The organism is Gelidimonas diazotrophica (assembly GCF_055694025.1).
Genome location: NZ_CM146349.1, coordinates 2,413,555 through 2,427,308, shown reverse-complemented (window position 1 = coordinate 2,427,308; position 13,754 = coordinate 2,413,555). Strand labels below are relative to the sequence as shown.

Below are 13,754 nucleotides of genomic sequence, written 5' to 3'. Positions count from 1 at the left end.
TTAATAATGGGTTAATCGAAATATGCAGCGGCCAGCCTCAGGTCGTCAGGCCTGCCGCCCTCATGAAGAGCCGCATGCCGTAGGCGACCAGACCCAGCGCAGCCACGCTTGCGGCCCAGATGAAAATCAGCCAGCCCAGCTTTTTCCACCAGGGATTATGCTGATCCGGCGCCATCAATGATAGCCCTCGCCATGCTTAACCTTACCGCGAAAGACGTAGTATGCCCAAATGGTATAGGCAAGAATAACCGGAATGATCAGCAATGCGCCGACCAGCGTGAATCCCTGGCTTTGCGGTGGCGAGGATGCCTCCCAGATCGAAATCGAAGGCGGAATGATGTTTGGCCACAAGCTGATGCCCAGGCCGCTGTAACCGAGGAACACCAGCGCCAGGGTAAACAGAAATGGCGCGACCTGTGCTTTTCTGGATACGGCGCGCACCAGCATATAGGTGCTTGCCACGACCAGCAAGGGCACCGGTGCGAACCACAGCAAGTGGGGGAAGCTGAACCAGCGTTGTACAATCCTGTCGTCGGCAAGCGGCGTCCAGACGCTGATCACGGCGATCACAGCCAGCAGTATCCACGCCAGCCAGCGCGTGATGCGGTAAGCGCGCTGCTGCAGGTTGCCCTCGGTTTTCATGATCAGCCAGGTACTGCCGAGCAGGGCGAACGCGACCACCAGGCCGATGCCGGTGAAGATGGAGAACGGCGATATCCAGTCAAGCGGACCGCCGGCATAAGCACGGTTTGAAACCGGGATGCCCTGGATGTATGCACCCAGCGCGACACCCTGGAAAAAGGTGGCCGCGAATGAGCCGCCGATGAACGCCTTGTCCCAGAAATGCCGCTCGTGCTCGCGCGCCTTGAAACGGAATTCGAACGCGACCCCGCGAAAGATCAATCCCACCAGCATCAGTGTCAGCGGCAGAGCGAGCGCACTGAGCACCACCGCATACGCCAGCGGAAAAGCGGCCAGCAGACCGGCTCCTCCCAGCACCAGCCAGGTTTCATTGCCATCCCAGACCGGCGCGACGGTATTCATCATGACGTCGCGGTCTTCCTTGTTCTTGAAAAACGGGTAGAGGAGGCCGATGCCGAGGTCGAAACCGTCCATCACTACATACATCATGATGCCGAACAAGATGATGACAGCCCATATGAGCGGAAGATCGATTCCCATGGCTCAGCTCCTTATCGTTGAATGTTGTGCATCGGCATCGTGCTCGCTCGCCGCCGACATCGGGCGCATAGGCTGTCGTTCCCGGCCCGGGCCGCCCTCGCTGGCGCGTTCGCCTTCATGCAATATCGGCCCAATCTGGATCAGGCGCAGCAGATAGCCGATGCCGGTGCCGAAGACGGCAAAATACACGAGGACGAAAATGCTCAACGTCACGCCAAGCTGTATCGCCCCGTGCGCGGACACAGCATCGGCCGTGCGCAGCAATCCGTAGACCGTCCAGGGCTGCCGCCCCATCTCGGTGGTGATCCAACCCGCCAGTAGGGCCAGCAATCCGGATGGCCCCATCCATACGACAAAGTGAAGAAACGGACGGCAACGCCACAGCGTTCCGCGCCGGCGCAGCCAGGTTCCCCAGAGGCCAAGTGCAATCATCAGCAATCCGAGTCCTACCATGAGCCGGAACGACCAGAACACCACGGTCGAATTGGGCCTGTCCTGCGGCGCAAATTCCTTCAAGCTGGGAATTTTTCCATCCCAGCTATGCGTCAGAATCAAACTGCCCAAGTGCGGAATTTTCAGGGCAAAGCGGGTTTCTTCCCGCGCCATGTCCGGCCATCCGAACAGGATCAACGGCGTGCCCGCATTCCCCTTGTTTTCCCAGTGTCCCTCCATCGCCGCAATCTTTGCCGGCTGGTGCCGCAGCGTATTCAATCCGTGAAAATCACCAATCACTGCCTGTAGCGGCGCGACAAGCAGGATCATCCACAGGCCCATCGAAAGCATTTTCCGGACCGCCGCATTATCGTTGCCTCGCAACAGGTGCCAGGCCGACGATGCAGCGACTAACAGCGCGGTCGCAAGGAACGCAGCCACACTCATGTGCGCGAGGCGGTAAGGAAACGACGGATTGAAAATGACTTGCAGCCAATCGGTGGGAATCACGCGGCCGTCGACAATTTCAAAGCCTTGCGGCGTCTGCATCCAGCTGTTCGACGCCAGAATCCAGGTTGCCGAAATCAGGGTTCCCAGCGCGACCATTGCAGTGGAAAAGAAATGCAAACGGGGGCCGACTCGACTCCAGCCAAACAGCATCACTCCCAGGAAGCCGGCTTCGAGAAAGAATGCGGTCAGCACCTCATAGGTCAGCAGCGGCCCGGTAATGCTGCCGGCGAAATCGGAGAAGACACTCCAGTTGGTGCCGAACTGATAGGCCATCACAAGGCCGGATACCACCCCCCATGCCAAAGTTGACTGCAAATACCTTCGACCAAAAATGATAGAGGTCGCGATAGAGCCCTTGGCAGGTGCGCAGCCAGTATGCCTCCAGCACCATCAGATAGCTTGCCAGCCCAATGGTGATTGCGGGAAAGATAATATGGAACGAAATCGTAAAGCCGAATTGAATGCGGGCAAGGTCAAGTGCGCTGAATCCAAACATTTTTTTCTCACAGTCTGGGATTGATGATGACCTCAAAAGAATATACTATCCGCATAAAAAAAACAGATTCAGTAAGAATCATAAATAGCAGATCAGATTGTTTATTTTTGGAAATTCATGTACTGTTGAAATGGGAATTTACAGTATCGTATACCCTCTAATTTGAGACAGACTAAGACGGCAGTACAGTAGTTCTCCTTAGAAACAGTGCATAGCAATTAATTTTGAAAGCAGAATGAGCAACATGAAACTGTATGAAGCGTTAGCAGATGACATCGCACAATCGATCAGGACCGGGGTGATGAAATTTGGCGACCGGTTGCCATCCGTACGTCGGGCGAGCATGAGTAGGGGGGTTAGTCCGTCGACCGTTTTCGAGGCCTATTACTTGCTTGAGGCACGAGGCTTGATCCGGGCTCGCGAACGCTCGGGTTATTACGTGACAGCCGGATCTGTTGTGTTGCCACAGGAACCAGACATTTCGATTCCCTCGGATGAGCAGTCGAGACCGGTCGATGTCAGCGAGTTGGTGTTCGAGGTGTTGGAGTCAACGCAAACCCGAGATGTGGTGCCGTTTGGATCGGCATTCCCGAGCCCGCTACTTTTTCCCCTACCGAGGTTGGCGCGGGCAATGGCATCGAGCGTGCAGCGCATGGACCCATGGAGCACGGTAGACGATCTAACGCCCGGCAATGCTGGCCTTCGCCGCCAGATTGCCTTGCGATATCTGGTGGACGGGCTCCAAGTCCATACCGACGATATCGTCATCACCAATGGCGCGCTTGAAGCATTGAATTTGTGTCTGATGGCAGCGACGCGGCCGGGGGATGCTGTGATTATTGAATCACCAGCGTTCTATGGCGCATTACAAGCGCTTGAGCGTGTCGGGTTGCGGGCGGTAGAGGTGCCGACCCATCCGCGCGAGGGGGTCGATTTGACCGCGTTGGAGTCGGCCTTGATCAAGCATCAGCCGAAGGCATGCTGGTTGATGACGAACTTTCAGAATCCTCTGGGCAGCTTGATGCCGGACGAAAAGAAGCGCGACTTGGTGGAACTGCTGACGCGGCACGATGTGCCGCTGATCGAGGACGATGTGTACGGTGAACTGTATTTCGGAAACAAGCGACCAGTTCCGGCAAAGGCATTCGACACCAAGGGGCTGGTCATGCACTGCTCATCCTTTTCGAAGTGCCTGGCACCCGGGTATCGCATAGGATGGGCGGTGCCAGGCAGATATCGGAAAGCAGTCGCACGTCACAAGCTGACGACTACCTTGTCCACCTCTGCACCGGCACAGCTGGCCCTGGCCGAATACCTTGCGAAGGGGGGATATGACCGGCACCTGCGGCAGTTGCGTCATGCTCTGTCCGTCCAGCAAAACGAATTCATGCAGGCAGTGATACGGTATTTTCCAGTGGGTACGCGAGCAACACGGCCCAATGGCGGCTATTTTCTGTGGCTGGAGTTACCCGGCGCCGTGAACGCGTTGGATCTCCACCGACAGGCGCTATCGTTTGGCATCAGCATTGCTCCTGGACCGATGTTTTCTGCGCAACGAGCGTTTACCAACTGCATTCGTCTTAATTACGGGCATCCTTGGGATGCGCGTATTGAGGCCGCCGTCGAAATTCTGGGAAAGCTGGTTTCAGCCGCGCAAGGCACTGGCAAGAGGAAGCCGGAATAGGTCAAGGATCTGCGTACGGCCAGATTGACGAAGAAGAAAAATATACTAAGAAAATACCGATTTATTCATTTTTTTTGATAGCCACGCAGAGGGTTGAAACGTTAATGGATGGGCATCAATCATATCGACCTGCACGTGCGCAAGAATTATTGCAAGACAGCTTCTCACACTTGTCATGTGGAAAATGATTGTGATGAAAGGCCCAACTCTAACTTTATTCGTTGCGGATATGTGAACGTGTTGGAAATGTGAAACTATTGATTGTTGCCATCATTAACAGATAAGGCGATGCTGCTGCAAAAGGTGTAATTTCGATAGTTAGCGTGACCGTGAATTTCTTTTTTCCGCAAAATTCCATCATGTTTCAGACTGGAAATAGTCCTGGAAATAGTTTCTTTCGTAAGATCAGTAATTTCTGAGATGTCCTGTCCTTTCGGCAATGTAAAGCATAAGTCTTCGTTTTCATCGCGCTGCGCAATCATTACGATTAATCGCGTTACCCGATCAATTGCGGGCCCTGATCTTAAAGCAACAACATCCGCGGTTCGACGTTCTGATGCGGCCAGGATGTGCAAAAGAGAATCCCGGGACGCACTCGATGCACCATCTGGCCAAGGTTCCAGTTCGCAATCGGAAAGCGCAACGGCCCCAAATTCATAGCGTCCCATTAATAATGTCTCGGCACCAATCAGATCACCTTCCACAGCCAAATTTGCGAACAGCATTTTTCCATCATTAGCCATTCGATTTAGTCGAACAGATCCACTGATCACGCGCCAAGAAATTCCAGATGCGCGGGCACAATATATCTGTTCACCTTGATGAAAAGATTTTGTTCGACATGCCTCAAAGTGCTGTTGGCAACGCTTCCGATTTGCCGAGGGATGAAAGGGAGATGTTGCAGGCTGCATCAGGTCATTACGCATACTCATTCTCCACCGAATGGTGTCGCAAAACCGATATTGTTGGCACTGCGTTATCTTGGTCTTGCGATAACTGCTTCCAGCAGGAGTTGTCTGGTTGGATCATAGGGATCGAGCGCAAGCACATTTCTATAGCAGGCGATATTAGTGCATGTGAATAAGCCCATCCATGCAAGCTTACCAAAGCAGTTAGATCCACTGCATTGAAACGGCATATCCATTGGAGTATTTTTTTCATGTCAAATCCACATTTCCTGATCCTGTTGTAGGACGCATTGCTGGCATATGCGCAATGCGGTCTAGCGTTATTTTGATAAAGTGATGTGATCGTCTGTGCGGATGCAATCGTTTATGCATCTTGTCCTTTTATTTTGTGAAAACGGGTAAGGTAATTTCGTGCGAATTACCACTGTACTGGCGCCTCACCTGTTCGATTTTGTGCGAAAAATCTTTGTCAATAATCGTGTCATCGAACGCTGCACAACCTGTTGGCAGCGCCACAATCAAGTTCCCCTCCCACGTTGTCCCACACCAAGCGGAGCGTCATCTTTTCATCCCGCAAAAATAGATTGATGGCATCGAGATTCATATTTCCTACATGATCGGCAAAATTTGTGATCGTGTGCTTAATCGGATTCGCCAATAAATACTGGCAATAATCTAGGCGGGCTGGGCGGGTTGGCATGTACAGGTCTTTACAGGCCCACGTTCTTTTTTTGGTAAGCCCTATTATTCTTGCTGTACGTACCGTGCTGGCGAGATTTCGATTGCGAAGCAGCCATCGTGCGAGGTGTTTGGGTAAAGAGTTTGAACCGGTCCAGTGTTGATTCTTGTGTATTTACGCGACCATCTGTTCCAGGCCCGGCTTGCCGTGCCAGTAACCATTGCACGGCTGATCTGGCATCCAGTTTTTCGTCTGTTCAAAGGCCTCCGCAGGAGTCACTTGCTGTCTGATGGCTTCATCGAACAAGCCGATCACTTTTTCGGTATGCTGTGCCTGCGGACTAATACGCACTACGTCAACGCCAATATTATCCATCGACTGCATTTCATCGATTAGGTTATACACCCTGGTCGACTGCGTCTGAATACCGTTCAATACGAGGAACGGCTGGTTTTCCCGCGTTCGCAACGACAAGCCATCCGGGTAATCCATACAGCTGAAACGGCAATCGTCTTTGGGTAAATTGTGATGGCGGGCAGTGAAACAGCGTGCTGAATAAGCAAGCGGCATCCTGCCATAGCCGAATACCTCGGTTTCAAGGCCGGTGGGGATGTCTTGCATCATATGCGTGAGATCCTCGCGGCCTAATTCAAGTGGCATTACCCAGCGCTTCGCACCAAGACGTGCAATCAGCTTCAGCGAAGAGGCGTTAAAGAGGTTCAGGTGTGGGCCGGCAATGAATGGGACCTTGTTGGCAAGGCAGCGAACTGCTCCCATGTCGTTCGCCTCTACCAGAAAGCGGCCATTATCGGCAATCTTGCGCAGCACAATCAGATCGGATGTGGATTCAATCAACGGCAGCGTAGATAGTACGACTTCCTTTTCCGCCGCTACCAGTCGCTCGGCAATCGACAGCCAATCGGACAGGCGCAGCTCGTGCCGACGCGAACACACTGCCTCACCGAGATAAACGGTATGGATCGCTGTGCTAGCAATGTTCTCGTAAAAACGAAACACTGTGTCGCGTGGCCAGTAGTACAGTAATGGTCCCAATGCGAGCTTCATCGTTGGCTTTTCCGTCAATTTGTGCGTGTTCATTTCCATGAGCGGTGATAAGCACCTAATGTATGTTGTTGTCCTTCCGCTACCTTGTTCATCTCGGTCATCCAGGTCGGCTTCACCGAATAACGCTGGACGCTTTCGCAGCAGCTGTCGATGGCTTCTCGCCATACCCGCGTTACTTGGGCTACATACGCTGGACTGCGCTGGCGGCCTTCGATCTTCACGGCGCGCACGCCCATTTCCATCAGTTGCGGCAAAAGTTCTAGCGTATTGAGGCTGGTCGGCTCCTCGATGGCATAATAATTTTCACCACCCACGTCGAATCGCCCCTTGCACAGCGTCGGATAGCTTGCATTTTCTCCATCTGCATAGCGATCGATCAATATGCCGTTCAAGCGAGATTCGAGCCCCTTCGGAGTTTGTTCCCAGCGCACGGCTTTGGCCGGCGAACAGACCCCATGGGTGTTCGGTGCTTCACCGGTTACGTAGGACGAGAGCGCGCAACGGCCTTCGACCATGACGCACAGACTGCCGAAGCCAAATACTTCGATTTCTACCGACGTGTTTTTCAGTACATGTTCTACTTGCGCCAACGATAGTACGCGCGGCAAGACGGCACGGGTAATGCCAAAGCGCTCATGGTAAAAATTGATTGCCTCGTAATTGGTCGCTGAACCTTGTACGGAAAGATGCAATTGCAGGTTGGGATAGGTTGTTGCTGCATACTCCATAAGCCCCAGGTCAGCGAGGAACACGGCATCGACACCAAGACGTGCCGCGCGATCAATAGCGGTACGCCACAGCGCCAATCCGGTTGGTTGCGGGTATGTATTCAGAGCGACCATTACTTTACGCCCCCTGTTGCGTGCGTAACGGATTCCTTCTGCAATGGCGGCATCGTCGAAATTAAGGCCGGCAAAGTTCCGCGCGTTGGTCGCATCACGAAAACCTAAATAAACGCAATCAGCACCGTTATCAACTGCAGCCTTCAAAGCGGGTAGGCTGCCGGCTGGGCAGACCAAATCTAACTTCGTGACAGAGTGCACCATTTTTATCGCCTTATAGTAAAAGTATCGCTTGAAAGTAGTGTTGTTGACGTTCCAACTACTAACATTGAGGTCTAAAAACATGGTGTGATTTTAAAGAAATCCGGCGTAAAAAAAAGGGGCAGACTGTCGAAAAAATACCAGACCAATTGTCATATATGGCGAGGTCCTGGCCGCGTTTGTCACCTTATATGCGCGGCCCCCTCTTGCGTGGGGCGTTCGCAAAGCAGTACTCGACACTGAGTCAATGCTGCAAGCGCATTGACCAGTGCAGCGCATTCGGACGGATTGCCGACGCTGATGCGTAGATATTGGCAGATGCGCGGCTGGTCGAAGTGGCGCACGATAATGGAGCATTCGGAAAACCGGCAGCCAGCGTCATGAGATGAATGACAAGCGAAGATGAAATTGGTTGTTGACGGCAACACATTAAATCCAAGTGCGCGCATGCCTTGCACCAGCACCTTCCGATTTTCGATAATAGCGCTCCAGGTTTTTTGGAAACACGCTTCGTCCTCGTAGGAAGCAATAGCACCGGCAATCGCCAACCGATTATGAGGGTAAAAATTGAAGCTGTTCTTGACGCGCTCCAGTGCTTCGATGAGTTCCGGTTGCCCGATAGACAATCCAATGCGCAATCCCGCCAATGCGCGTTTATGCCTGCGGAACACTTTCTCCAGTACCGGTAGAAATCGAATTGCCCGGCGATTGATCGATAAGTGGTCGATGAAAAGGCTGCTTTCCTCCGTCATCTATTCCTGATGCAGGTAGTTCAATGCACCCGGTATTGATGTTTTGGTAGCTAGCTATCGATGTCTACTAACTAGAAATAATGCTTAGTAAACCGTTGCCATAAAAATTTCGCATATGGTCTTGTGTGTTTCTGAGACAAATCTGCTCTGGCTTTTTCCACGGCTTTTGAGCCTGTTTTTTCTGATGTGTTCCGGTGACAATCGAGACATCAACAGGGAAGCGGAAATCAAGAGTGCGCTGCGATTCATGTATGCATTCAAAATTTTGATGCTATCCGCACAAGGTGATTTATAACATTTTTTATCGAATGACGCATTGCCAATATTCAGGAAAAAAGTATACGGCGATCCGACCGCTTCGCCTGATGCGGATTCAATTTGGCGGCCAGATTAAACGGGAAAACAGCAGATGGAAATGAAAGAAAAAAACCATATGGATGGTGATACGCCGAAGCAGGCAACGCGCCGCAACTTTATGGGCAAGAGTGCCTTGTTGGGACTGGCTGGCGCCGGTGTATCGCTTGGTTTGATCGGTTGTAAAGACGATGTTTCAACGGCGAAACCCAAAAGTGCGGTAAAGCCAATTGCTGGAGGAGGACACGAAATAGCGCCTGGTCTACTGGATGAATACTATGCCTTTACCAGTTCAGGACACGGTGGCGACGCGCGGATATTAGGCCTTCCTTCCGGTCGTACCTTTAAGCATATTCCGGTATTCAATATTGATTGCATGGTGGGGTGGGGCATTACCAATGAATCCAAGGCGATCATCGGTACTAAGCCCGATGGCAGTTTGCGGTATACCACTGGTGATACGCACCATCTAACGGCCAGTTACAAGGACGGCACCTACGATGGCCGCTGGATGTTCATCAATGACAAGATTCATTCGCGTCTGGCACGTATCCGCATGGATACGATGGAGTGCGACAAAATTATCGATCTACCTAACGTCCAGGGTTTCCACGGCATATTCACCGACAAGTGCGACCCGGTTGATGCGGCGATTAATTACACTACTCGTATCTTCTGTGGTGCCGAGTTCCGTATTCCGCTGCCTAACGATGGCCGCGATCTGGATGACCCAAGTAAATGGGGTTGCCTGTTATCTTGCGTAAATGCCAGCACAATGGAAGTCATGTGGCAATGCCGCGTGGACGGCAATTTGGACCCGATAGCTACATCTTATGACGGCAAGTTTATCGCTTCGAATCAGTACAACACCGAAGGTGGCGTCGATTTGACCGGCATGATGTCGGCTGAACGCGATGCCTGCGTATTTTTCGATGTGGCGCGCGTCGAGCAGATGGTCAAGGATGGCAAGTTCACTCATGTCGGCACATCCAAGGTGCCGGTGGTCGATGGCCGCAAAGCCGCCAATTCCGATCCAAAAACCGCGGTTACCTGTTATGTGCCGGTAGGTAAGAACCCGCACGGCGTCAATGCCTCGCCAGACGGAAAATATTTTGTTTGCGCCGGAAAATTGTCGCCGACCGCAACTGTAATTGAATTGTCGCTAGTGGCGAAGTGGTTCGCTGGTCAACTGAAAACAGAACGCGATGCGGTCGTGGCAGAGCCGGAAATCGGCCTGGGTCCAATGCATACCTGCTTCGATGACAGAGGCAATGCGTACACTTCGCTGTTCCTGGATAGTCAGTGTACAAAGTGGAATGTTGACCAGGCGATTGCCCAGTTCAAAGGGGACAAATCGGCCAAGCCCATCGTTGAAAAGATAGAGTTGAATTTTCAGCCCGGTCATATCTATTCGTCGATGGGTGAAACCAAGGAAGCCGATGGAAAATACATGAATTCTGGGAATAAATTCTCCAAGGATCGTTTCTTGCCGGTTGGACCGCTGCATCCCGAAACCGAGCAATTGTTCGACATCAGCGGCGAGAAAGTCAAGCACCTTGCCGATCATTCAGCGTATTCAGAACCGCATGACGGCATCATTGTGCGGCGTGATCTTGTCAAGACGCGCCAGATCTACAACATCGATGACTTTCCGAATGCGGTCAAACCGGAGAATGCGGGTATTGAACGCAAGGGCAACAAGGTACATGTACGTTTGATGTCGCAAGCGCCGAACTTCAGCATACCCCTCATCAAGGTCAAGAAAGGCGACGAAGTTACGCTCACCCTGACCAACCATGACAAGGTTGAGGATTTGACGCATGGTTGTGCGATTCCGACTTACAACATCAACTTCATTGTGAACCCACAGGAAACCAAATCGGTCACCTTCAAGGCCGATCATGTTGGTGCTTACTGGATTTACTGCACCAATTTCTGCCACGCATTGCATCTTGAAATGCGTAGCCGATTCCTGGTAGAAGCTTAAAGTTGCAATGTCGCGCGCTGCGCTGGTAACGGCGGGCGCGCGACATTTGTTGGTTTTATCTTGGTTCGTTATCACGCCTCGCACTTGTCACATATTGTTTTGCTCAGTGAAAATATGGCGGTATCGCCACTAAGTGTTGCGTCAGATGTATTTACGGCCCCCTCAAATCCCTGCCGATCTAAGCGGCCGCAATATCAAATATTGCCGATACAAGTCAAATCATGTTTTTGGTTATTTAAATACTACTATGGAGTATGCCTTAAAATGCCATACTATCCGCTTATGTTCTTTGCGGAATTGAAAATACTCCATATTTTATGTTAATGGCGCATGCCAATAAGTCCGCGTCACTCAATTTACAAAAATTCAATAGAGTTTATGAGAACCATTTTTGATCGTAGCCGTTTGTTGCAATTTATCCTTGCATTGTTAGTAGGATTTGCAGGTTTGCTGGCCGTCACGCCCGCCCGCGCCACCGTATATGACGCCGAGTTACCGGAAGAACTCATGACCGGTCCGGATCTTTGTGCCTCTGCGCCATGCCGTGACGTGATGCCATCGGCCACGCAATTCTCCAAGCGCAAGGGACGGCCCAGCTACGTCGAGGCTTACGCGGAAAGTAAGGGTGAATCAGGGAATAAGGGCGAACAGAAGCAATTAGTCGGTTATGTGTTCTTGTCGACCGATGTGGTGGATATTCCGGCCTACTCCGGCAAGCCGATCGTGACCCTGATCGGCATGGATACGAAGGGCATCATTACCGGCGTGCGGGTGCTGAAACACTCGGAACCGATCTTGCTGGCAGGTATTCCTGAATCGGTATTGCTCAAATTTATTAAGCAATATATCGGCAAATCAGCCGACGCCAAGCTGGTCATTGGCCAGGGCCAGAATGACAATGGTGCGCAGAGCCTGGACGCCATCAGTGGCGCGACTGTTACCGCCATTGCCGAAAATCAGGTAATTTCCCGCAGCGCCTATGCCATTGGCCGGCAAGTAGGGCTCATCAAAAGCGTACCCAGGCCGCCGGCCAAATTTACCGCATTCAATGCCAAATTGAATTGGGAAGATTTACTGAAGGAAGGCAGCGTCCAGCACATGCTGGTGTCGGCCGAAGATGTAGGCGCAACTAATCTTGACCAGCCCTATATGGATTTGTATTTCGGCTACCTGAATGCGCCGGCGATCGGCACCAGCCTGCTCGGGGAACATGGCTATAAACGCCTGATGGCAGATTTGAAGCCGGACGAGCACGCCATTTTCATTATCGCCAACGGCCAGAGCTCATTCAAGGGTTCAGGCTATGTGCGCGGCGGGATTTATGACCGGATTCAGGTGCGTCAGGACCCGGAGACTTTCACCTTCCGCGATACCGATTACCAGAATCTCTACCACTTGCAGCCAGCCGATGTGCCGGGTTTCAAGGAATCCGCCATCTTCATTATTCGTTCCGCCAACTTTAACCCGGCCTGGCCGTGGCAGTTGACATTCCTGGCCAACAAGACCGACGCCCAAAGCGGCAGCAAGACATTCATCCATTTCGATCAGGAACTGTGGTTGCCGGCCCAATATCTGGAAGGCGGCCGCCCCAAGATTGAACGCCCGCAAGCCGTATGGGAAGGGATTTGGCTAGGTCGGAAACTGGAAATAGCGTTGTTCGTGCTGATTCTGGGATTTACCGCACTGATGTATTCGCAACGCGACAAGCTGGTGCGCATATCCAGCCGCAAGCATAAGCCGTGGATTTCCCGGCCGCGCCATCTGTTGTGGATCGCCAGTGTTGTCTTCCTGGGCTTTTATCTGAAAGCTCAGCCCAGCATCACACAAGTGCTGACCTGGTTCCATTCGCTGATTCACCAGTGGAAGTGGGAATTGTTCCTGTCAGACCCGTTTATTTTCATCTTCTGGTGGTTCATCATCATCACCGTACTGCTGTGGGGCCGTGGCGTGTTTTGCGGCTGGTTGTGCCCGTTCGGCTCGCTGCAGCAACTGGCGTTCAGCGCCGGCAAGATGCTGGGCCTGAAAAAATTCCAGCAACTGTTGCCAAAACGATTGCACGACAAACTCAAATGGATCAAGTACGGCGTCTTTTTCGTGCTGCTGGGAGTGTCGTTCTATTCGATGGAAACGGCCGAGCATCTGGCCGAAATCGAACCGTTCAAGACTACCTTTTTAGTCGGCGTGTGGAACCGTACCTGGCCATTCTGGCTGTTTATCGGCGGCATTCTCGGCTTGTCTTTCCTGAGCGAGCGGCCGTATTGCAAATATATTTGTCCGCTCGGCGCCGGTCTGGCGATTCCCAGCAAATTGCGCCTGTTCGGCTTGAAGCGCAAGACCGAATGCCAAACCTGCCATGCCTGCGCTACCGGTTGCGGTTCTCACGCGATTGACGCGGCCGGCAAGATCGATCAGACCGAATGCATGCAATGTCTCGACTGCATGGTGTTGTATTACGACGATCATGCATGTCCGCCACTGGCGAAAGAGCGCAAAACGCGCGAGAAGCTGAGCTTGCCGCTGACCCCTATCGATGCCAAGGGTTACTTTATTCCACTGGACAGCGTACGTCGCAATCTGTCTGAAAAAACCGCACAAATGGCGGCCAAAAATCCGTGACCCGACAAACAACAAGCGGTTCACTAAAACGGTTGGGTAGTATCGC

General features: G+C 52.2%; 9 protein-coding genes and 2 pseudogenes. 3 read left to right on the top strand and 8 right to left on the bottom strand.

Annotation, left to right across the window (positions count from 1 at the left end; all coding sequences use genetic code 11):
* Positions 1-37 precede the first annotated feature (37 nt).
* The 3 genes and pseudogenes from KGFNPO_RS11250 to KGFNPO_RS11240 form a co-directional block, all read right to left on the bottom strand.
* Entirely contained in the window at positions 38-175 is a 138-nt protein-coding gene (locus KGFNPO_RS11250) for a DUF2474 domain-containing protein (protein ID WP_472634459.1), read from the bottom strand.
* Positions 175-1,182, bottom strand: coding sequence for a cytochrome d ubiquinol oxidase subunit II (cydB, locus tag KGFNPO_RS11245; RefSeq protein ID WP_472631366.1), 1,008 nt, complete (start codon positions 1,180-1,182; stop codon positions 175-177). The genes KGFNPO_RS11250 and cydB overlap by 1 nt, the downstream gene beginning before the upstream one ends.
* A gap of 3 nt (positions 1,183-1,185) precedes the next feature.
* Positions 1,186-2,620 (bottom strand): annotated as a pseudogene (locus KGFNPO_RS11240) (cytochrome ubiquinol oxidase subunit I).
* A gap of 244 nt (positions 2,621-2,864) precedes the next feature.
* Between KGFNPO_RS11240 and KGFNPO_RS11235 the strand changes: the two are divergent.
* Complete coding sequence (locus KGFNPO_RS11235; protein ID WP_472634458.1) at positions 2,865-4,304, top strand: aminotransferase-like domain-containing protein; 1,440 nt, start codon at positions 2,865-2,867, stop codon at positions 4,302-4,304.
* A 254-nt stretch (positions 4,305-4,558) separates the two neighbouring features.
* Here the strand turns inward: KGFNPO_RS11235 and KGFNPO_RS11230 are convergent, their stop codons facing one another.
* From KGFNPO_RS11230 to KGFNPO_RS11210, 5 genes and pseudogenes are all read right to left on the bottom strand, one after another.
* Positions 4,559-5,230: a Crp/Fnr family transcriptional regulator gene (locus KGFNPO_RS11230; RefSeq protein ID WP_472631365.1), complete on the bottom strand. Its 672-nt coding sequence runs from the start codon at positions 5,228-5,230 to the stop codon at positions 4,559-4,561.
* 393 nt (positions 5,231-5,623) lie between these two features.
* Positions 5,624-5,912, bottom strand: a pseudogene (locus KGFNPO_RS11225) (IS701 family transposase); the annotation flags it as partial.
* Between the two features lie 153 nt (positions 5,913-6,065).
* Positions 6,066-6,956: a U32 family peptidase gene (locus KGFNPO_RS11220; RefSeq protein WP_472631364.1), complete on the bottom strand. Its 891-nt coding sequence runs from the start codon at positions 6,954-6,956 to the stop codon at positions 6,066-6,068.
* A gap of 29 nt (positions 6,957-6,985) precedes the next feature.
* Positions 6,986-8,002 carry a ubiquinone anaerobic biosynthesis protein UbiU gene (ubiU, locus tag KGFNPO_RS11215; protein WP_472634457.1) on the bottom strand — a complete coding sequence of 339 codons (1,017 nt, stop codon included), beginning with the start codon at positions 8,000-8,002 and terminating at the stop codon, positions 6,986-6,988.
* Positions 8,003-8,181: 179 nt separating this feature from the next.
* The gene (locus tag KGFNPO_RS11210; protein ID WP_472631363.1) at positions 8,182-8,751 is read right to left on the bottom strand and encodes an aminotransferase class I/II-fold pyridoxal phosphate-dependent enzyme; all 570 of its coding nucleotides are present in this window, start codon (positions 8,749-8,751) and stop codon (positions 8,182-8,184) included.
* A gap of 409 nt (positions 8,752-9,160) precedes the next feature.
* On the opposite strand from KGFNPO_RS11210, the gene nosZ reads away from it, so the two are divergent.
* Positions 9,161-11,092, top strand: coding sequence for a TAT-dependent nitrous-oxide reductase (nosZ, locus tag KGFNPO_RS11205; RefSeq protein WP_472631362.1), 1,932 nt, complete (start codon positions 9,161-9,163; stop codon positions 11,090-11,092).
* Positions 11,093-11,470: 378 nt separating this feature from the next.
* Positions 11,471-13,708, top strand: a complete 2,238-nt coding sequence (locus KGFNPO_RS11200) for a 4Fe-4S binding protein (RefSeq protein WP_472631361.1) — start codon at positions 11,471-11,473, stop codon at positions 13,706-13,708.
* Positions 13,709-13,754 lie beyond the last annotated feature (46 nt).